The sequence below is a fragment of the Opitutaceae bacterium genome (genome assembly GCA_015075305.1).
GTDB lineage: Bacteria > Verrucomicrobiota > Verrucomicrobiia > Opitutales > Opitutaceae > UBA6669.
Window position 1 is genome coordinate 443,287 of sequence record JABTUS010000002.1, and the last position, 22,100, is coordinate 465,386.

The 22,100-nt window shown below is 59.7% G+C and carries 18 protein-coding genes; all 18 read left to right on the top strand.

The window, feature by feature from the left end:
* The first annotated feature begins 78 nt into the window (after positions 1-78).
* The 18 genes from HS122_06305 (at position 79) to HS122_06390 (ending at position 22,100) form a co-directional block, all read left to right on the top strand.
* The gene (locus HS122_06305) at positions 79-462 is read left to right on the top strand and encodes a hypothetical protein (protein ID MBE7538006.1); all 384 of its coding nucleotides are present in this window, start codon (positions 79-81) and stop codon (positions 460-462) included.
* 161 nt (positions 463-623) lie between these two features.
* Positions 624-908 (top strand): hypothetical protein, encoded by a 285-nt coding sequence (locus HS122_06310; GenBank protein MBE7538007.1) that lies wholly within the window; start codon positions 624-626, stop codon positions 906-908.
* 116 nt (positions 909-1,024) lie between these two features.
* A complete protein-coding gene (locus HS122_06315; protein MBE7538008.1) occupies positions 1,025-1,555 on the top strand; it encodes a hypothetical protein in 531 nt (176 codons plus the stop codon).
* A 208-nt stretch (positions 1,556-1,763) separates the two neighbouring features.
* Positions 1,764-3,155 carry an RHS repeat-associated core domain-containing protein gene (locus HS122_06320; GenBank protein ID MBE7538009.1) on the top strand — a complete coding sequence of 464 codons (1,392 nt, stop codon included), beginning with the start codon at positions 1,764-1,766 and terminating at the stop codon, positions 3,153-3,155.
* 81 nt (positions 3,156-3,236) lie between these two features.
* Positions 3,237-3,509, top strand: a complete 273-nt coding sequence (locus HS122_06325) for a hypothetical protein (GenBank protein ID MBE7538010.1) — start codon at positions 3,237-3,239, stop codon at positions 3,507-3,509.
* A gap of 1,392 nt (positions 3,510-4,901) precedes the next feature.
* On the top strand, positions 4,902-5,471 hold the full coding sequence (locus HS122_06330; GenBank protein ID MBE7538011.1) for a hypothetical protein: 570 nt from the start codon (positions 4,902-4,904) through the stop codon (positions 5,469-5,471).
* A 1,053-nt stretch (positions 5,472-6,524) separates the two neighbouring features.
* On the top strand, positions 6,525-8,189 hold the full coding sequence (locus HS122_06335; protein MBE7538012.1) for a hypothetical protein: 1,665 nt from the start codon (positions 6,525-6,527) through the stop codon (positions 8,187-8,189).
* 15 nt (positions 8,190-8,204) lie between these two features.
* Positions 8,205-8,537, top strand: a complete 333-nt coding sequence (locus HS122_06340; GenBank protein MBE7538013.1) for a hypothetical protein — start codon at positions 8,205-8,207, stop codon at positions 8,535-8,537.
* 196 nt (positions 8,538-8,733) lie between these two features.
* Positions 8,734-9,990, top strand: a complete 1,257-nt coding sequence (locus tag HS122_06345) for an RHS repeat-associated core domain-containing protein (GenBank protein ID MBE7538014.1) — start codon at positions 8,734-8,736, stop codon at positions 9,988-9,990.
* 968 nt (positions 9,991-10,958) lie between these two features.
* Positions 10,959-11,342 (top strand): hypothetical protein, encoded by a 384-nt coding sequence (locus HS122_06350; GenBank protein MBE7538015.1) that lies wholly within the window; start codon positions 10,959-10,961, stop codon positions 11,340-11,342.
* Positions 11,343-11,522: 180 nt separating this feature from the next.
* Complete coding sequence (locus tag HS122_06355) at positions 11,523-11,831, top strand: helix-turn-helix domain containing protein (protein MBE7538016.1); 309 nt, start codon at positions 11,523-11,525, stop codon at positions 11,829-11,831.
* 348 nt (positions 11,832-12,179) lie between these two features.
* Positions 12,180-12,815: a transposase gene (locus HS122_06360; GenBank protein MBE7538017.1), complete on the top strand. Its 636-nt coding sequence runs from the start codon at positions 12,180-12,182 to the stop codon at positions 12,813-12,815.
* Positions 12,816-12,969: 154 nt separating this feature from the next.
* Positions 12,970-13,467: a hypothetical protein gene (locus tag HS122_06365; protein MBE7538018.1), complete on the top strand. Its 498-nt coding sequence runs from the start codon at positions 12,970-12,972 to the stop codon at positions 13,465-13,467.
* 187 nt (positions 13,468-13,654) lie between these two features.
* On the top strand, positions 13,655-13,813 hold the full coding sequence (locus tag HS122_06370; GenBank protein MBE7538019.1) for a hypothetical protein: 159 nt from the start codon (positions 13,655-13,657) through the stop codon (positions 13,811-13,813).
* 134 nt (positions 13,814-13,947) lie between these two features.
* Positions 13,948-16,461: an RHS repeat-associated core domain-containing protein gene (locus HS122_06375; GenBank protein MBE7538020.1), complete on the top strand. Its 2,514-nt coding sequence runs from the start codon at positions 13,948-13,950 to the stop codon at positions 16,459-16,461.
* Entirely contained in the window at positions 16,458-16,913 is a 456-nt protein-coding gene (locus HS122_06380; GenBank protein MBE7538021.1) for a hypothetical protein, read from the top strand. The genes HS122_06375 and HS122_06380 overlap by 4 nt, the downstream gene beginning before the upstream one ends.
* Positions 16,914-17,301: 388 nt before the next feature.
* Positions 17,302-21,678, top strand: a complete 4,377-nt coding sequence (locus tag HS122_06385; GenBank protein MBE7538022.1) for an RHS repeat protein — start codon at positions 17,302-17,304, stop codon at positions 21,676-21,678.
* Entirely contained in the window at positions 21,675-22,100 is a 426-nt protein-coding gene (locus tag HS122_06390; GenBank protein ID MBE7538023.1) for a hypothetical protein, read from the top strand. The genes HS122_06385 and HS122_06390 overlap by 4 nt, the downstream gene beginning before the upstream one ends.

The window sequence follows — 22,100 nt, forward strand, 5'->3', positions numbered from 1 at the left end:
CCTTCATCGGCCTCGTGGACAGCACCGGATGACGCTCCACAGCGACACCGATGGTATGCTGGGTGAAACCTTCACGCAGTGGTCAGTGAAGCTTCTAGAACACCAGCGCGCATACCCGTCCCGTTTGCTCTACGCCCTCACAGGTCGAGCAACGCAACCCACGATCTCACCACCTTCCAAAATTACCTGACGACAACCACCACGAGCGCGGAACCGGATGCCTACGGAAACGTCACCTCGATCACGGTTGCGACGAGCGACGGCTTTTCGAAGACGACCACAAGCCAGTACAAGGCTCCGGACACCGCCGCATGGATCCTCGGGCGGCTCTCCTCGGTGACTGTGACTTCCTCGGCGCCGGGTCAGCAGCCCGTCACACGGACATCGTCGTTCGATTACAATGCCTCCACGGGGCTGCTCACCTCGGAGACGGTCGAACTGGCGATCCGATTTTCAGGCTGACGACATCCTACCAGCATGACGCACCGGGGCAACAGGACGCGGGTTGAAACAGGGGTGCCGACCTGACCGTATCCGGCGGCAACTACACGGTCGGAGCGGATGTCACCGGGTGGCGACAACCCAGTACGATCCTCTTGGCAGGTTTGCGCAGTGGACGAACAATGCGCTGGCTCACGGGAGAACACACCGCCTACAATCAAGTCCTCGGCGTAGTCCAGTCGATCAAGGGCATCAACGGCCTCGTCACCACTGGCAGCATGCAGCGGCTTCGGGCGCACGGTGCGGGAGGATCGCGCGGATGGCACGTATTCCCTCACAAACTATCGCTGGCCGGCCGCCGGGCGCCCTCCGGCACCGCACGGTTTGTCGAGACAGAGCTCCGGTGGAGCCCCATCCGTCTCGTTCCACGACTAAAATACGGTCGCGCGATCGAAACGCACGGGTGAGCGGCGACAACCGCTGGTGCGGCAGTTGACGCTGTACGACGGCACGGGGCGGGTTTCGGCGGTGTCGCGGCCGTACTATGCGAGCGGACCGGTCCACTGGACAACGACGACCTACGATGCCATCGGACGGCCTCTCGCAGGTCGTCACTCCCGATGAGGGCGAACGGCGCGCAGACGACGACCTTCAGATATTCCAATTTTGCCGCGAGTGCGACCGATCCGAAGGGGCGTGTCACCGAGACGGTGCGCAATTCGCAGGGCTGGGTTGTGTCCTCGGTTCGAAACAAGTACTCGGAGGCTCGGACCAATCGAGTGTCACGCACACGCATGACGCCCTCGGAAACACGGTGTCGACAAACGCGGACGGCTCGGTGACAACAATCGCGCATGACGTTCGCGGGAGGAAGACATCGATGGTGGATCCCAACATGGGGACCTGGGAGCACCGCTACAATGTCTTCGGGGAACTGATCTGGCAGAAGGACGCAAAGCTGCAGGTCACGACCATGACCTATGATCCGCTCGGGCGCATGAAAACCAGGTCCAGCCGTTGTCCCAGGGAGCAGGGCAGTTTCCCGCAGCGGACGATCACGGACGTACGATTCGGCGGCCATGGGCAAGGGCAGGATCGCCAGCGTGCAGGATGACCTTGGCTACGAGGAGACATTTGCCTGACAGCCTCGGACGCCCCGCCGGGTGGACCGAAAGATCGCGGAACCGTGTACAGCGTGCAGACAGGCTACGACTCGAGGGCAGACCGAACCGGATCGTCTATCCGGCGACCGGGCTCACGACGGAGTCGTTCTCAGTCAGGCACGTTTACAATGACTTCTGGTACCTGAAGGAAATCCGCTCGTGGCTGGATGCGGATTCGGCAAGGCAGAACAATCAGCTCCGGGGCCGCGTGTTCTGGCGGACCGACAGCTTCACGGCCGCGGGCCGGATCGATTCGGAAATCTACGGCAACGGCCTTGCGAACGACCGGGTGTATCCACGGCGACCGGACGGCTGCCGCATGCGGCGATCGACCGTGCCGCCGCGATCGGCACTTCCTACGCCGTCCAGAACCTGTGGTACGAGTACGACCGGGTCGGCAATGTGATCGAGCGTCGGGACCAGGCGATCGCTCGCGATGAACGGTTCTACACCGCTGGATCGCCGGGCAAGAGCGATGGTTATGACGGACTGGACCGGCTGATGGTGCACCGGGTGATCGGCGGCGCGGAGACCACGCTCTACTACTTTCGCAATGGGAATATCTCGTACAAGTCGGATGTCGGTAGCTTCAGCTACAGCGTACCGCACGCCGTGGGGTACGCGGGCAGTCGCAACTACGCCTACGACGCCAATGGGAGCATGATGTTTTCGGGCTACGGCAGCAATGCCCGCTACACGGATTGGACGTCGTTTGGCCAGCTCTGGAAAATCTCCAGCATGCAGACGCAGAAGTCGGCCCTGTTCTCCTTCGACGCGGCCGGACAGCGGGTGAAGCAGGAGCGGTTCAGCAACACCGCGGCATCGGGCACACCGGATGAGACCACGATTTACGTCGGTGGCATCTACGAGAAGGTGGGGGCGGGCACGACCTTCGAGCACAGGCACTACATCCTGGCTCCCACCGGCCGTGTGGCGGTGCACACCGACCGCACCTCGCTCGTCAGGGACACAAGGTTCCTCCACACCGACGGCCTCGGCTCGATCGGGACGATTTCCGATGAACGCGGACGCGTGGTGCGACGGTACACCTACGACGCCTGGGGCAAACAGGCGGTTCACTACACCAACCCCGCCCCGGATGTCACCAACGCGGCTCCGACGACGCGCGGCTTCACCGACCACGAGGGCCTGACCGACTTCGGCCTGGTCCACATGAACGGACGGATCTACGATCCGGTCGTGGGCAGGTTCATGACGGCGGACCCGTTCGTCGGAGACGCGAACGACGGACAGGAGTACAACAGGTATTCGTATGTCGCGAACAACCCGCTGGGAGGAACCGACCCCAGCGGCTTCTTCAACCTCAAGGACGCGGTGAAGATTGTGGCCGTAGTCGTTGTGGGTGTAGTGACTGCGGGAGCTGGGTTGGTTGCAATTGGTGTCGCAAGCAACCTGTGGGTTGGGATGGGGATGGTTGTGACGGCGAGTTTCGGCACCGGATGGGCAGGACTTGCCAACGCAGTAGTTGCCGGAGCGGCTGGAGGGTTTGGTTCAGGTTCTCAGGCTCATTGCTCAATGGCGGGAGTATAGGTGATGCCTTCAAAGCTGGTGTGATCGGCGCCGCAGTGGGTGGTGTCTCGGCAGGCCTTGCTTTCGGGTCGGTGAACTGGATTGTCGGGAATCAGCGAGCATCTCGCTCACGGTGTCGCACAGGGTGGAGTTACCGAAGCGATGGGCGGCGAGTTCCGGCATGGCTTCTACGCGGCGGCGTTCGCATCCGCTGCAGCAGGGCCGATCTCGCGATTTGCTCCGGGTGGTGTTCCCGGTCAGGTGGTCGCCGCTGCTGTGGTTGGCGGCACGGCGTCGGCCATCGGCGGCGGAAAGTTCGCCAACGGTGCGGTAAGCGGTGCGTTCACTTATCTCTTCAATCATGCCGCACTCTGATGGTTCCATTCTGGGGCTTTGGCACGGCTGACGAGGCAGGCGTAGAAATGTCTATACGTGCAAAGAAACTAACGCTTGCCGACGTCGATAGCCTCGAACACAGCGGCGAAATCTTCAGTTACGAAGAAGCAGGAAAGACACTGTATGGAGCGCAGGCACCTCGTCCCGGTGGAAAGCCGTATACGAAAGGCGGAAAGGTTTACCAGCCCGGTGCAGGTATTGACTCTCGAAAGATTCCGGCTGGGACTCGGTTCGTAGGTGGTTATCACTCTCATCCCAGCTCAGCTTCTTCAGCGATGACGGAATGGCATTGGTGACATTCCCGCGGTATTAGCGGCGTCGCAAAGGCGGGTCGTGCAATTCCGCTATACCTCGGTCGAGATGGCGGCTTCTTCGGAAAGAAGATCACCGTGGAAGTCTTGCGAGCCTATCAAGAGCCAGACGGAGCTGGCGAACGCGAACAGAAAACCCGGGACCTTCAGCCGATGAAAACCCGGGTTATGTGCTTCGTTTGTCTTGTCGTGGGATTCTTCATCATGAGTTGCAAAAACACGCCTTCAACAATTTCTGCAGCTGCCATGAGTGCCATATCTGTTAGCGACCTGCTCAAGGATCCGGAACGGTGGAATGGGCAAATGGTTCGAGTCATGGGCTTCTACTATTTTGAAGCTCCGTCTTCGGTCCCTCTTGAAAGTCGAGGTGTCTCATGGCGAAAACACGGAGTTGTGCTTGTGGATCGGCAAAGATTGCCCCGGCTCGCAAGCAGAACGGACAACGAGGGATAATCAGGTAAACGTCGTCATTGAAGGGGTCTTCAAGAGGCGAGCCACTTGGCATATTCAACCAGTTCCCAGCGCAAATCGAATGTGTCGCAGTGTTCGAGGTGGTGAAATGATCCAGCGGCAGACGAGGCGCTACTTCATTCCGGTCCGGAGAGTCCAGCCCGTGGGCGGCGACCGAGTTCACCAAGGTGGGTATGATCCGGGTGATAGGTGACAGATTGTCCAGAGTGATGGGTTACACATAACGGCGACATGCCGTGGAAAAATGTAACCACTATGGACGAGATAATTCGATTTGTGAGCCTTGCGAAAAGCGGGCGATTCACCGTGACCGAGCTGTGTGAGCAGTTCGGGATCAGCCGAAAACCGGGTACAAGCATCTGGAAAGATACGCGGATGAGGGATGAATGGCCTCCGAGTGCGGAGTCATCGACCGCATCGCATGCCCCAGCGAACCGCAGAGCAGATCGAGGCCTGATTGTGGCGGAAAGGCGGCTGCATCGAACACAGGGGCCGAAGAAGCTGTATCGGATGCTTGAGTTGAAGCATCAGATCGAGCGACCGCCGGCGCGAAGCACAATTGGAGATCCTCAGGCGCAACGGATTGAGCGTGAAACGGCGGCGAAAACCAGGTGCCTACGAGGCTCCAAGCAATGGGTTGACCGAGGCGACGCAGCCCAATCACGTGTGGACGGTCGACTTCAAGGGCTGGTTTAATCTGGCGGACGGCACTCGCTGCGATCCGTTGACGGTGTGCGACCTGTACAGCCACTTCATTCTCGCGTGCCGTGCCCAGCCCAATCAGCAGTTCCACAACACGCTGTGCACGTTCAAGAATCTGATGCGACAGGTCGGGCTGCCGGAGATCATTCGCGTCGGGCTCAGCCAAAAGGGTCAAACCTCACCTTTCGCACTTTTGAAGGCCAACAATCATCGCCAATCCTACCTGCATGGAAGAATTGCGAGCGTCGATTCGCCGACGTCATTGAACCGGGAACTCGCTGGGGGGGAGTGTATCGCCAATGCGGACAATTGCGAGGTCACGTATCGGCAGTTTGCCAACAACGGACTCGGGTGGCGACAACCCAGTATGATCCTTTTGGCAGGTTTCCGCAGTGGACGGAAAATGCGCTGGCTCACAGGGAGGAATACACGGCCTACAATCAAGTCCTCGGCGTAGTCCAGTCGATCAAGGGGATCAACGGCCTCGTCACCACCTGGCAGCATGACGGCTTCGGGCGCATGGTGCGCGAGGATCGCGCGGATGGCACGTATTCCCTCACAAATTGTCGCTGGCCGGCCGCCGGAGCGCCCTCCGGCACCGCCTGGTTTGTCGAGACGGAGAGCTCCGGTGGAGCCCCATCCGTCTCGTTCCACGACAAGTACGGTCGCGCGATCGAAACGCACGGAGTGAGCGGCGACAACCGCCTGGTGCGGCAGTTGACGCTGTACGACGGCCTGGGGCGGGTTTCGGCGGTGTCGCGGCCGTACACTATGCGAGCGGACCGGTCCACTGGACAACGACGACCTACGATGCCATCGGACGGCCCTGGCAGGTCGTCACTCCCGATGAGGCGAACGGCGCGCAGACGACGACCTTCAGATATTCCAATTTTGCCGCGAGTGCGACCGATCCGAAGGGCGTGTCACCGAGACGGTGCGCAATTCGCAGGGCTGGGTTGTGTCCTCGGTTCGAAACAAGTACTCGGAGGCTCGGACCAATCGAGTGTCACGCACATACGCATGACGCCCTCGAGGCGGTGTCGACAAACGCGGACGGCTCGGTGACAACAATCGCGCATGACGTTCGCGGAGGAAGACATCGATGGTGGATCCCAACATGGGAACCTGGGAGTACCGCTACAATGTCTTCGGGGAACTGATCTGGCAGAAGGACGCGGCCGCAGGTCACGACCATGACCTACGATCCGCTCGGGCGCATGAAAACCCGGGTCCAGCCGTTGTCCCAGGGGCAGGGCAGTTCCGCAGCGGACGATCACCGGACGTACGATTGGCCGCCATGGGCAAGGGCAGGATCGCCAGCGTGCAGGATGACCTGGCTACGAGGACATTGCCCATGACAGCCTCGGACGCCCAAGCCGGGTGGACCGAAAGATCGCGGGAACCGTGTACAGCGTGCAGACAGGCTACGACTCGTCGGGCAGACCGAACCGGATCGTCTATCCGGCGACCGGGCCCACGACGGAGTCGTTCTCAGTCAGGCACGTTTACAATGACTTGGTACCTGAAGGAAATCCGCTCGTGGCTGGATGCGGATTCGGCAAGGCAGAACAATCAGCTGCAAGGCCGCGTCTTCTGGCGGACCGACAGCTTCACGGCCGCAGGCCGGATCGATTCGGAAATCCACGGCAACGGCCTTGCGAACGACCGGGTGTATTCCACGGCGACCGGACGGCTGCTGCATGCGGCGATCGACCGTGCCGCCGCGATCGGCACTTCCTACGCCGTCCAGAACCTGTGGTACGAGTACGACCGGGTCGGCAATGTGATCGAGCGTCGGGACCAGGCGAGCGGTCGCGATGAACGGTTCTACACCGCTGGATCGCCGGGCAAGAGCGATGGTTATGACGGACTGGACCGGCTGATGGTGCACCGGGTGATCGGCGGCGCGGAGACCACGGTTGCCTACAATCGCAATGGGAACATCTCGTCCAAATGGGGCGTGGGCAATTACAGTTACAGCCGGCCGCACGCGGTGGGGTACGCGGGCAGTCGCAACTACGCCTACGACGCCAATGGGAGCAAGATGTCCTCGGGCTACGGCAGCAACGCCCTTTACACGGATTGGACGTCGTTTGGCCAGCTCTGGAGAATCTCCAGCATGCAGACGCAGAAGTCGGCGCTGTTCTCCTTCGACGCGGCCGGGCAGCGGGTGAAGCAGGAGCGGTTCAGCAACACCGCGGCATCGGGCACACCGGATGAGACCACGATCTACGTGGGTGGCATCTACGAGAAGGTGGGGGCGGGCACGACCTTCGAGCACAGGCACTACATCCTTGCCCCCACCGGCCGTGTGGCGGTGCACACCGACCGCACCTCGCTCGTCAGGGACACAAGGTTCCTCCACACCGACGGCCTTGGCTCGATCGGGACGATTTCCGATGAACGCGGACGCGTGGTGCGGCTCAGCCAAAAGGGTCAAACCTCACCTTTCGCACTTTTGAAGGCTCAGCCAAAAGGGTCAAACCTCACCTTTCGCACTTTTGAAGGCCAACAACCATCGCCAATCCTACCTGCATGGAAGAATTGCTGGACGGAAAATGCGCTGGCTCACAGGGAGGAATACACGGCCTACAATCAAGTCCTCGGCGTAGTCCAGTCGATCAAGGGGATCAACGGCCTCGTCACCACCTGGCAGCATGACGGCTTCGGGCGCATGGTGCGCGAGGATCGCGCGGATGGCACGTATTCCCTCACAAATTGTCGCTGGCCGGCCGCCGGAGCGCCCTCCGGCACAGCCTGGTTTGTCGAGACGGAGAGCTCCGGTGGAGCCCCAGCCGTCTCATTCCATGACAAGTACGGTCGCACGATCGAAACGCACGGAGTGAGCGGCGACAACCGCCTGGTGCGGCAGTTGACGCTGTACGACGGGCTGGGGCGGGTTTCGGCGGTGTCGCGGCCGTACTATGGGAGCGGACCGGTCCACTGGACAACGACGACCTACGATGCCATCGGACGGCCCTGGCAGGTCGTCACTCCCGATGAGGCGAACGGCGCGCAGACGACGACCTACAGCTATTCCAATTTTGCCGCGAGTGCGACCGATCCGAAGGGGCGTGTCACCGAGACAGTGCGCAATTCGCAGGGCTGGGTCGTGTCCTCGGTTCGGAACAAGTACTGGAGGCTCGGACCAATCGAGTGTCACACACACGCATGACGCCCTCGGAAACCGGTGTCGACAAACGCGGACGGCTCAGTGACAACAATCGCGCATGATGTTCGCGGGAGGAAGACATCGATGGTGGATCCCAACATGGGGACCTGGGAGTACCGCCACAATGTCTTCGGGGAACTGATCTGGCAGAAGGACGCGAAGCTGCAGGTCACGACCATGACCTATGATCCGCTCGGGCGCATGAAAACCCAGGTCCAGCCGTTGTCCCAGTGGGAGCCAGGGCAGTTTCCGCAGCGGACGATCACCGGACGTACGATTCGGCCGCCATGGGCAAGGGCAGGATCGCTGTGGTGCAGGATGACCTTGGCTACGAGGGACATATGCCCATGACAGCAGCCTCGGACGCCCAAGCCGGGTGGACCGAAAGATCGCGGGAACCGTGTACAGCGCGTGCAGACAGGCTACGACTCGAGGAGCAGACCGAACCGGATCGTCTATCCGGCGACCGGGCTCACCACGGAGCCATTCTCGGTCAGGCACGTTTACAATGACTTCGGGTACCTGAAGGAAATCCGCTCGTGGCTGGATGCGGATTCGGCAAGGCAGAACAATCAGCTCCGGTCGCGTATTCTGGCGGACCGACAGCTTCACGGCCGCGGGCCGGATCGATCTGGAAATCCACGGCAACGGCCTTGCGAACGACCAGGTGTATTCCACGGCGACCGGACGGCTGCTGCATGCGGCGATCGACCGTGCCGCCGCGATCGGCACCTCCTACGCCGTCCAGAACCTGTGGTACGAGTACGACCGGGTCGGCAATGTGATCGAGCGCCGGGACCAGGCGAGCGGTCGCGATGAACGGTTCTACACCGCTGGATCGTCGGGCAAGAGCGATGGTTATGACGGACTGGACCGGCTGATGGTGCACCGGGTGATCGGCGGCGCGGAGACCACGCTCTACTACTTTCGCAATGGGAACATCTCGTACAAGTCGGATGTGGGTAGCTTCAGTTACAGCGTACCGCACGCCGTGGGGTACGCGGGCAGTCGCAACTACGCCTACGACGCCAATGGGAGCATGATGCTTTCCGGCTATGGCAGCAACGCCCGCTACACGGATTGGACGTCGTTTGGCCAGCTCTGGAAAATCTCCAGCATGCAGACGCAGAAGTCGGCGCTGTTCTCCTTCGACGCGGCCGGGCAGCGGGTGAAGCAGGAGCGGTTCAGCAACACCGCGGCATCGGGCACACCGGATGAGACCACGATCTACGTGGGTGGCATCTACGAGAAGGTGGGGCGGGCGACCTTCGAGCACAGGCACTACATCCTTGCCCCCACCGGCCGAGTGGCGGTGCACACCGACCGCACCTCGCTCGTCAGGGACACAAGGTTCCTCCACACCGACGGCCTTGGCTCGATCGGGACGATTTCCGATGAACGCGGACGCGTGGTGCGGCGGTACACCTACGACGCCTGGGGCAGACAGGCGGTTCACTATACGAACCCCGCTCCGGATGTCACCAACGTGGCTCCGACGACGCGCGGCTTCACCGACCACGAAGGCCTGACCGACTTCGGCCTGGTCCACATGAACGGACGGATCTACGACCCGGTCGTGGGCAGGTTTCTGACCGCGGACCCGTTCGTCGGCGATGCGAACGACGGACAGGAGTACAACAGGTATTCGTATGTCGCGAACAACCCGCTGGGATTCACGGATCCGAGCGGATACCGCAAGTTCAGCGATGTTTTGAAGCAGGCGTTTTTCCTAGGGCCGCACATTTTGGCGATGCCCGAGTACTGGTTCGCTCCCAAGGCGTTCAACCAATACTATGGCGGGTGACAGGCCTCGCAATCGCTGCCGTGGTAACCTATTTTGCAGGCCCGGCCGCCGGAGGCATGGCAGGGGCACCTATTCCGGTTTCGCCGGAAGCTTGTTGAACGGAGGCAGCATCGGAGACGCCTTCAAGGCCGGAGCGATCGGAGGAGCAATCAGAGCGGCTACCGGCGGCATTGCAGGCAAGTTTGGTATTGGCGACATTCCACGGACGCACGCGAATACGTCAGGCAACTCGCTGCGGTGTCCGCAATGGGCGGCGTTGCAGGAGGAGTTAGTGCTGAATTGCAAGGTGGCCAGTTTCACCATGGATTCCGCACTGGAGCAATTTATGGAGCAGCCGGTTACGTCACTTTCACGGGACTAAACACCTACCTCCGCGAGCAAGGAGTACCGATGTTTCCAGATGGCGGGTCGCGAAACCCGGCTGACTACGATCGTGTCACGACAAACGGAATCATGGGGATAGAGCCGCAATGCAGATCAGATTAGACACCGCGAAGCTCCCAACCATTGGGTACTTCAACCCATCGCAAGGTATCATCAACGACTTGGTGCAGTCATTCTGGCAGAAGATTGCATCTGGCGTCGGAGACTCGTTGGCGGCCGGTTTCGAAGGCTGACATTTCAGATGGCAAGCGGTCCGCTCATGATTACAGCTCACAGTCAAGGAACGTTGACAGTGACCAATGCGATCCTGCAGGGCGGCGTGCCGCGTGGTTCGACATTGAACCTGAGAAGCCCGGCGATCAGCTATCCGCGTGCGTGGCTAGCCGGTCGAATCAACGGCGGCACGATGAATTACATCCAGCCTTGGGCGATGGCGCAAATCTCTGGGGACCGTCGCTCAACCCTATCAAATACGCGTCAGGATTGGCCGACATCCTCGCACGCGCCAAAATCCACACCGGAAACTACCCATGAAAAATCTATTCCTTGTTGGCCTTCTGATTGCATGCCTCCCAGGATGTACTGTGGTGCCGCCCTATGACGAAGTCGACTACGGAAAGACTGCGGATGGAAAAACTTATTTGAGGGACACGCAGCGCACATGGAGCGTACTTAGCCGCGAAACAGATGAGGCGATTGCTCGCGAGTTAAAGGGCAAGCCGCCCGGTGGCGCAATGAAGTCGTGGAACGAGAATTGGCTGCGAGTGATCGGGAACATCCGAGAGGGCAAACAAGAAAACCCTGAAAAATACGTCGCCTACATCGTGGAACAGCGCCGTAGGGCCGGGCTGCACGAGATCGTTTCTCCGGAGCCCGAGAAATCGTCGAATCCCGAAAAGCCCAATCCCCCACCGACGAAGAAGAATGAGCGAAGCGACACGAAAAACCTGTTTGGCGGCGGATCATAATTCACCAGTTCGCACGCGTTCCAGGGCTGATTCATGCTGAGGTGGAAGTAACGGAGGTTGTTAGGTTAAGCGGAGATTAATTTGTTCTGGGTCAAAGGTATGATCCGGGGACATAGGTAACAAACTGTCCGGGGACATGGGTTACACTTTCAGGCTATGGCACGGAACGAAGAAACCCTCATGGAACAGAAGCATCGGTTTGTCAGTCTCGCGGCCACGGGCCGCTTCACGTTTACCGAATTGTGCGCGGACTTTCACGTCAGTCGGAAGACCGGCCACAAGTGGTGGAAGCGTTACCGTCGGGAAGGCACCGCGGGATTGCGCGAGCGCAGCCGCCGTCCGCAAGGATGCTCGCACCAGACCGCTGGGCAGATCCAGGGGCTGATCGTGCGGTTGCGCCACAGGCACCGGACGTGGGGCCGAAGAAGCTGCGCAAACTGTTGCGCCGCGACCACGGCATCCGGCGGCCGCCGGCATGCAGCACCATAGCAGCGATCCTGCGGCGTCACGGCTTGAGTCAGCGTCCGCGACGCAAGCCGGGCCTCTACACGGTGCCGCGCCGTGCACTGACGACACCTACGCATCCGAACCATGTCTGGACGGTGGACTTCAAAGGCTGGTTCACTCTGGGCAACGGGCAGCGCTGCGATCCCCTGACGGTGTGTGATCTGTTCAGCCGCTACTATCTGGCCTGCCGAGCCCAACCCAATCAGCAGTTTGCCGGAACACTGCGGACCTTCCGCAAGATCATGCGCTTGCATGGGTTGCCCGAGATCATCCGGGTGGACAACGGCACGCCCTTCGCCTCTTGCCTTGGGCCGGCTCTCCGCCCTGAGCGTGTGGTGGATCAACGAGGGCATCGTCGTCGAGTTCATCCAACCGGCTTCACCGCAACAAAACGGTTCTCACGAACGCGCTCACCGCGATCTGAAGGCCGAGGCCACGCAACCGCCGTCCCCAACCTGGTCCGCCCAGCAGCGGCGATTTGATCGCTGGCAGCACCTGCGAAACCATGTCCGGCCACATGAAGCGCTGGGCATGCTCTGCCCGGCTCAAATCTACCGTCGCAGTCCCGCCGCCTGCGCGAGAACGACACCGCGGTGCGCTACCCGAAGGACTGGCTGGTGCGGCGCGTTTCCGCAACAGGCAAGCTGTGGCATGACGGACACGACTACGCTCTTGGTGAAATCTTCGCTCATTGCCGGGTGGCGTTGCGCAAGGATTCCACCGGCCGCACCGAGCTGCACTTTGCCAACGTACATCTCGGCTACCTCGTCTTTGATCCGGCAGCGCGATTCCGGCCTGCGGCCTACATCGCGCTGCCGGATCAAAAACCTCTCGCCAAATCACACACAAAAACTAAACAAAAAGTGTAACCTATGTCCCCGGACAAAGTGTAACCCATGTCCGAATCAAACCAAAATGGTCGGAGGCTCAGCCAAAAGGGTCAAACCTCACCTTTCGCACTTTTGAAGGCCAACAACCATCGCCAATCCTACTTGCATGGAAGAATTGCGAGCGTCGATTCGCCGGCGTCATTGAACCGGGAACTCGCTGGGGGGGAGTGTATCGCCAATGCGGACAATGGCGAGGTCACGTATCGGCAGTTTGCCAACAACGGACTCGGGTGGCGACAACCCAGTATGATCCTTTTGGCAGGTTTCCGCAGTGGACGGACAATGCGCTGGGTCACAGGGAGGAATACACCGCCTACAATCAAGTCCTCGGCGTCGTCCAGTCGATCAAGGGGATCAACGGCCTCGTCACCTCCTGGCAGCATGACGGCTTCGGGCGCACGGTGCGGGAGGATCGCGCGGATGGCACGTTCACCCTCACAAACTATCGCTGGCCGGCCGCCGGAGCGCCCTCCGGCACCGCCTGGTTTGTCGAGACGGAGAGCTCCGGTGGAGCCCCATCCGTCTCGTTCCACGACAAGTACGGTCGCGCGATCGAAACGCACGGAGTGAGCGGCGACAACCGCCTGGTGCGGCAGTTGACGCTGTACGACGGCCTGGGGCGGGTTTCGGCGGTGTCGCGGCCGTACTATGGGAGCGGACCGGTCCACTGGACAACGACGACCTACGATGCCATCGGACGGCCCACGGCAGGTCGTCACTCCCGATGAGGCGAATGGCGCGCAGACGACGACCTACAGCTATTCAATTTTGCCGCGAGTGCGACCGATCCGAAGGGCGTGTCACCGAGACGGTGCGCAATTCGCAGGGCTGGGTCGTGTCCTCGGTTCGGAACAAGTACTCGGGAGGCTCGGACCAATCGAGTGTCACACACACGCATGACGCCCTCAGAAACTGGTGTCGACAAACGCGGACGGCTCGGTGACAACAACAATCGCGCATGATGTTCGCGGGAGGAAGACATCGATGGTGGATCCCAACATGGGGACCTGGGAGTACCGCTACAATGTCTTCGGGGAACTGATCTGGCAGAAGGACGCGAAGCTGCAGGTCTGACCATGACCTATGATCCGCTCGGGCGCATGAAAACCAGGTCCAGCCGTTGTCCCAGGGAGCCAGGGCAGTTTCCGCAGCGGACGATCACTGGACGTACGATTCGGCCGCCATGGGCAAGGGCAGGATCGCGAGGGGTGCAGGATGACCTTGGCTACGAGGAGACATATGCCTATGACAGCCCTCGGACGCCCAAGCCGGGTGGACCGAAAGATCGCGGGAACCGTGTACAGCGTGCAGACAGGCTACGACTCCGAGGGCAGACCGAACCGGATCGTCTATCCGGCGACCAAAGGCTCACCACGGAGCCATTCTCGGTCAGGCACGTTTACAATGACTTCTGGTGCCTGAAGGAAATCCGCTCGTGGCTGGATGCGGATTCGGCAAGGCAGAACAATCAGCTCCAGGGTCGCGTATTCTGGCGGACCGACAGCTTCACGGCCGCGGGCCGGATCGATTCGGAAATCCACGGCAACGGCCTTGCGAACGACCGGGTGTATTCCACGGCGACCGGACGGCTGCTGCATGCGGCGATCGACCGTGCCGCCGCGATCGGCACCTCCTACGCCGTCCAGAACCTGTGGTACGAGTACGACCGGGTCGGCAATGTGATCGAGCGCCGGGACCAGGCGAGCGGTCGCGATGAACGGTTCTACACGGCGGGATCTCCAACCAAAAGCGATGGCTATGACGGGCTGGACCGGCTGATGGTGCACCGGGTGATCGGCGGCGCGGAGATCACGCTCTACTACTTTCGCAATGGGAACATCTCGTACAAGTCGGATGTGGGCAGCTACAGTTACAGCGTGCCGCACGCCGTGGGGTACGCGGGCAGTCGCAACTATGGCTACGACGCCAATGGGAGCATGATGCTTTCCGGCTATGGCAGCAACGCCCGCTACACGGATTGGACGTCGTTTGGCCAGCTCTGGAAAATCTCCAGCATGCAGACGCAGAAGTCGGCCCTGTTCTCCTTCGACGCGGCCGGACAGCGGGTGAAGCAGGAGCGGTTCAGCAACACCGCGGCATCGGGCACACCGGATGAGACCACGATCTACGTGGGTGGCATCTACGAGAAGGTGGGGGCGGGCGACCTTCGAGCACAGGCACTACATCCTTGCCCCACCGGCCGAGTGGCGGTGCACACCGACCGCACCTCGCTCGTCAGGGACACAAGGTTCCTCCACACCGACGGCCTTGGCTCGATCAGGACGATTTCCGATGAACGCGGACGCGTGGTGCGGCAGTACACCTACGACGCACCGGGGCAGACAGGCGGTTCTCACTATACGAACCCCGCTCCGGATGTCACCAACGCGGCTCCAACGACGCGCGGCTTCACCGACCACGAGGGCCTGACCGACTTCGGCCTGGTCCACATGAACGGACGGATCTACGACCCGGTCGTGGGCAGGTTCATGACGGCGGATCCATTCGTCGGAGACGCGAACGACGGACAGGAGTACAACAGGTATTCGTATGTCGCGAACAACCCGCTGGGAGGAACCGACCCCAGCGGCTTCTTCAGCCTCAAGGACGCGGTGAAGATTGTGGCAATCGTGGTGGCGTCATATTTCACGGCGGGTCTGGCTGTCTACGCCGTGGGTGCGAGTTCGGGCGCGACGCTGGCAAGTTCGTTTGCCGCCCTTTCTGGGAGTAGTGGGTTTTCACTGACATTCGCCGGTGCCGTAAGCGCTGGTGCGGGTGCTGGATTTGGATCGGGCTTTGCAGGATCGCTGCTCAACGGCGGCAGTATCGGCGACGCGTTCAAAGCCGGTGTGATCGGCGGGGTAGCCGGTGGAATTACCGGCGGCCTTACTCACGGAATCGGCCAACTGGCACATGCGGGTGATCTCGGCTACTTCGGTCACGCTGGAGCACACGGGGTGGTCCACGGTGCAGCAGCGGAAGCGACTGGCGGAGAGTTCCGGCATGGTTTTTATTCCGGCTTTTTCTCTGCAGCTGCTGGTCCATCCATAGAAGGGTTGGCAGAGAACGCTTATGCCCGAACGTCGATGTCTGCGGTAGTGGGTGGCACGGCCTCGGTGCTTGGCGGCGGAAAATTTGCCAACGGTGCCGTGAGTGGCGCGTTTATATACATGTTAAACGAAGCTCAAGCGACGACCTTTGAGGAAAACGGAAAGACCATTCGCCTCAACGGAGCTTCTCCATTCTTTACGCCCGCGGATAGAGACGGTGCCGAGTATTATGATCTTATGAACGGAGCGTCGGTCACAGGAATAGCTGCGGATAGAGCAGCAGAAGCTATAGTCACAATATTGGCCAGCCGATTTCGCGCCACCGGTTTTGAAAAGCAAAAGGGACCTGATTGGGGATCAGCAGTCGGGAAACTTCTGCCGTCGATGGAGCGTGCATTGACTACATTGACCACGAGTTTTTCGACCCTAGGCATGCGCGATATGGCATCGATACACTCAAGACTCACTTATCAAGAGCGTCGCGGATGGGGGATTTTCAAATGGTGGGGTAGAAAACAAAACGACTTCGAATTGGTGAAGAATCCAACCGGCTTCCCGTCGAACACGAGATGGACACGGGATCAAATCCTGAACGTGAATTCTTGGGGTCCTGATTATACCTATACGGCCATTGGTCACTTAGACGGGTTGCTCACCTCGAAGCTAAAATGAAATATTTGATACTAATCGTAGCATTGTCACCGATTCTTGCAGGGTGCAATTCCGATCGTGAAATAGAACGGGAAATACTCATTTCACTCGATCAAGCCCATATGGACTTTGTGCAAAGCCCGGCTCCAAGCGAGAAAGTGAAGGCCCTAAATCGTCGCGTTGGAATACTTGAAAGTAGTCGAACAGTGGGCGTTCCCAAGGAACGCTTCATCGCGGGTGAGCTCTGCTTCACATATCTGAGGATATATGTATGGGAAAGCGCCCAAGGAAATTATCAAGCAGCACGCGAAGCCTTAGTGAAAGCGGACGAAATCAATCGAAGTCACTCGTTGGGCGTCCTTAAGAATATCGACCTAACTGATCCGATCCAGGCAGCATTTATCACTAAGAGTATCCAAACCTTGGATGAGGAGCTTGCTAAATCGTTCGCTAAAGATCCGGTGGTTCGATAACCCACGGCACCTCGTCCCTGCGGCGAGCCATTCCCACGGGGGGTAGAGTAGAGCCTGTCCCAGGCTCATAACATGTTTACCTGCATGTGATAACGTAAAATGATAGTGGCCGAAACCGGGAGGATTTCCTGGCTTCGGCCAAAAAACGGTCTCCATAATTTTGGTTTCTATGACAAAAGCGGCGACCGTCAGGGCTCAGCCAAAAGGGTCAAACCTCACCTTTCGCACTTTTGAAGGCCAACAACCATCGCCAATCCTACCTGCATGGAAGAATTGCGAGCGTCGATTCGCCGACGTCATTGAACCGGGAACTCGCTGGGGGGGAGTGTATCGCCAATGCGGACAATTGCGAGGTCACGTATCGGCAGTTTGCCAACAACGGACTCGGGTGGCGACAACCCAGTATGATCCTTTTGGCAGGTTTCCGCAGTGGACGGAAAATGCGCTGGCTCACAGGGAGGAATACACGTCCTACAACCAAGTCCTCAGCGTAGTCCAGTCGATCAAGGGGATCAACGGCCTCGTCACCTCCTGGCAGCATGACGGCTTCAGTGGTGAAACCGTCCAGACCTACCGTTATGCCGGACTCAGATCCCACCACCTTTACGGCAGCCTCGGATTTCATCACACGAGCGTTACGACCGCTTTCGCCGGCGACAGCCGCCTCCGGCGTTCTGAAACCTGCTACAGCCAGATTTTCCCCTTCATTGGTCTTCCGATACGGCGGAAAACGATCGGTGACGGCGTGCTGCTGGGCGACTCGACGATCACCTACGAAGCCAAGTACTTCCAGTCCGGCTCGACGCACATGGCGGTCGGCCGGTTGTCCACGGAGATTTCTTACGAACTGAGCGGCGTCGAAACCAGCCGGACTGTCACCAGCATCCCCAACGTGGCCACCGATATCGACGACTACGGAAACGTCTTGAGGATCGAAGTCGATACCAACGGCTACAAGAAGATCACCCGAAGTCTCTACGACAACAACACCCAGCCATCCCTGTGGCATCTCGGCAGGTTGACGGAGAGCGAAGTGACGTCGATTGCGCCGAATACTCCCAACATTGTCCGGAAGTCGAAATTCGGCTACCATCCGGCCACGGGCCTGCTCCATTGGGAGAAGATCGAGCCCGGCAATCCTGTTGTCGAAGTCACAACAACCCACGAATACGACGCATTCGGAAACAAGAAGAAGGTCACGGTTTCAGGTGCGAACATCACGGTTGACTCGCAGGGCGGCGTCTACGCCGGGGGACCAGTCTTGCGTGTTGTGACGACCAACCATGACGCACGCGGGCGTTTTCCCACCGATACCACGAACGCGCTGGGGCACGTTGAAAGGTATGATCAGTACGATCAGGTCCTGGGCGTGGTCCTTCAGATGACGGGTGCCAACAACCTGCTGACCTCGTGGCAGTACGATGGCATGGGACGCAAGGTTTACGAGCAGCGAGCGGACGGCACACGCACGCGCACGCACCACCGGTGGACATCCAGCGCACCGGCGCTCGCCCAGCCGGCGGGACAGATTGCCAATATCAAATACCTCGTGGAAACCACAATGACGGCCTCGAATCCGTCGCAACCGAGCCTGGAGATCAACATCGCGCCACCGGTTCTGGCGTTCCACGACAAGATGGGTCGCTCCGTCGTGGGGGTGACTGTCAGCGGCACCGGGAAAATGGTCTACACCACCGCGCTCTATGACCGTTACGGACGGGCCTATTCCACCTCCAATCCCTACTTTGGTGGGGGAACGGCTTATTGGGTCCGGACGACGGACTACGATCTTCTCGACCGCCCGAAGGTGTTGAAGACCCCTCATGAATCGTCCCCGGGCGAGGTCACGACCAGTTACAGCTATGCGGGCCTGATCACGTCATCGACCGACCCCAAAGGGCGGCTGACTCTCTCGGAACGAAATCAGGCGGGCTGGACCACGTCGGTCACCCGCAACGCCACCGCACTCGGTGGACCGTCCTCGAATGTGACCTACACGCATGACGCCCTGGGGAACATTCTCGGCACCGATGCGGAGGGCGTCGTTACTGCGCTGCAGTATGACGAGCGAGGTCGGAAAAAGAAGATGACCGATCCCAGCATGGGTGTCTGGGAATACCGCTACAATGTCTTCGGCGAACTCATCTGGCAGAAGGACGCGAAAGGTCAGATTACCACGCTCGGCGACGATGCCTTGGGCCGCCTGCAAAGCCGTTCCGAAGGTGAAGGCACGACCACCTGGACTTATGACTCGTCCCCGACAAAAGGGCTGGGCAAACTGCATCAAGTGACCTCCCCGGGCAACTACAAGGAAACCTACCTGTATGATGCCATGGGACGCGGCACTGCGGTGACGCGGGAGATCGATGGCCTGGCCTATGCGTTCGAGACGGCATACGACTACGCAAGCCGGCCCGTGCGGGCGACATACCCGGCGACCGGGATTGGCTCAACCCGGGCCTCGACTCGGAATGTGTTCAATGCATTCGGTTATCTGAAGGAGATCCGGGCCTATTTGGCAGCGGACGACACCAGGACAAACAGTCAGCTCCAGGGAGCGTTGTACTGGCGGGCAGTGGATTACTCAGCCGGAGGCAGGGTAGTCGCTGAAACATTTGGCAATGGGATTGAAACCGACCGGATCTACAGCGATGCCTCGGGACGCCTGCTCTCGTCCAAAGTGGCGAAAGGCACGGTCATCACGGGCCCCTACAACATCCAGGATTTGCTCTACGTCTACGACGAGGTGGGCAATGTCGTCCAGCGCCACGATATGGCGACGGGGCGGGACGAACGATTCGAAGCCTACGATGGGCTCGATCGCCTGAAGAGCCACCGAGTCGTGGGCGGATCCACCGTCACGGCTGCATTCGATGCCAAGGGGAACATCGTGCACAAGTCGGATGTGGGTTCCTACACCTACAACGCCGTTCCCGCAGGCGGATTCAGCACGCTCCCCTATGCGGTGGGAACAGCCGGCGCCCATGCGTACGCCTACGACGGCAATGGGAACATGCTCAACGGAGCAGGCAGGACGCTCACCTGGACGTCGTTCAATCAGGTCAGGACAATCGCGCAGGGGAACAAGTCCAGCGAGTTCTGGTTTGGCGCGGGACACGAACGCGTCAAGCAGGTGCGCAAGAGCAACAACGTGGTCACGGACACCACGATTTATGTGGGCAGCCTGTATGAGAAGGTGACCACCGGCACCCTGGTGGAGCACAAGCATTACGTCATGGCGCCGACCGGCCGGGTGGCGGTGATCACCGACCGGGCGCAGAACGGAAGCCCGCTCGCCATCGACGTGCGGTACTTCCACGGCGACGGACTCGGCTCGATCACCGGCATCACCGACGAACGCGGACGTGTGCTGGCGCGCTACACGTATGACGCCTGGGGTAGGCAGGCGGTGACTTATTTCAACACCGATCCAGGCGTCACCAACACCCAGCCGTCCACGCGCGGCTATACGGATCACGAAATGCTGAACGACTTTGCCCTCGTTCACATGAACGGCCGGGTCTACGATCCGGTGCTTGGGAGATTCCTGTCCTCGGATCCGTTCGTCGGGGATTCGGCGGATGCGCAAGAGTACAACAGGTATTCTTACGTCGGGAATAACCCGATGAATGCGACGGATCCGAGCGGGTTCTTCAAGCTCAAGGACGCGTTGAAGATCGTGGCGATCGTCGTGGCATCCGTCATAACTTCGGGCGCGGCACTCGCGGCGATGGGTGTTGGAAGCGGAGGAATATTGTCGGCACTGGGTGCCATCAGCCAGGCGAGTCTTGGGCAAGCGATAGTTGCAGGAGCGGCTGGAGGTTTCGCATCAGGTTTTGCTGGTTCATTGCTCAACGGAGGAAGTATAGGAGACGCATTCAAAGCGGGTGTTCTCGGTGGCATAGCCGGTGGCATCTCAGCGGGACTCGCGTTCGGAATCGGCGAACTTGCCCAAGGGAATTCTTGGTTCAAGGACTATGGGTTCAAACACCTCGCACATGGCGTTGCGCAAGGTGGAGTGACAGAAGCCATGGGTGGAGAGTTCCGACACGGCTTTTACGCGGCGGCGTTTACTTCCGCGGTAGCCGGACCCATCTCACGCAATATTGATGGGGTGCCAATGCAGACAGCGGCGGCTGCTGTTGTTGGTGGAACGGCGTCGACGATCGGCGGGGGAAAGTTTGCCAACGGTGCTGTCAGCGGTGCGTTTACGTATCTGTTCAACGACGCCCTGCATAGGGCGGAGGAAAGGCAGCAGATCAGAATCACGAAGGCTGCGATTGAGGTAAACCGAATTGGGTTCCGTAACTTCGACGCGAAAGCCGCGGCGGTAGTCGACTTTGTTGGAGCTTGGGAAAGTTTTCCCGCGAACCGCTTCGACGGCTTACCAACAACGAGCGCGGTCAATTCGTTCGAGGATGCTGTCGAGTATTTCTTGGGAGCCGGGCAGTTTGTAGGAGAGCAAGCTGGAGCGATTCCGTCGCCCTCCAACTATAAATCCGTGACATCCGGCGCACTGAATCACCTCCGCAACACACTTGGGCGTGTAGGGCCGTTTGAGGCGCGAACGATTATCGAGTATCAGACTCTGAAGCAGCGATCGTTCCTGGTTTTTTGGTCCCGCGAACAATGGGTCAGCTACTCATGGGTTGCTCCGGTCAACGGCCCTCATGCGGGGTTGTTCCTCGACACCAAGAGCGCGACGGATGCTGCGTCAAAGATGTTGGTCGATCGAGTCAGAGGTTTCCAAACGGGTTCAAAATGATGTTCAAGTTGACGCGAATTTGGCTGCTGCTTGGTTGCCTGATGACAGGTTGCCAAGACAACACGCCGAAATCGATTTCCGATCGCTACACGCACGCGATGGAAATCTATCACGGAAAAAACGCAGGGGCGGCTGAAGCTGAGCTCACCGCGTTTTTGACCTTCTTGTCTGACAAGCAGCGGAAGAGTCCTGCCGCAGCGGATTATAACGATCTCCGCGGAATCGTTTGGTTGAGGCTTTACAGTGTATATCGGTTTACTTGTGACGAAGCAAAGGCAACGGATGCGCTTTCACATGCAACGAAACTGTTGCAGGGGCGAATTGTAAAAGCTCAAGATCAACAGAACGCAGAAAAACAACTGAAAGATTTGCTATCAGGATTGGAAGGCGAGGTTACCCCCGGGTGGAAGTCATCGCAATAG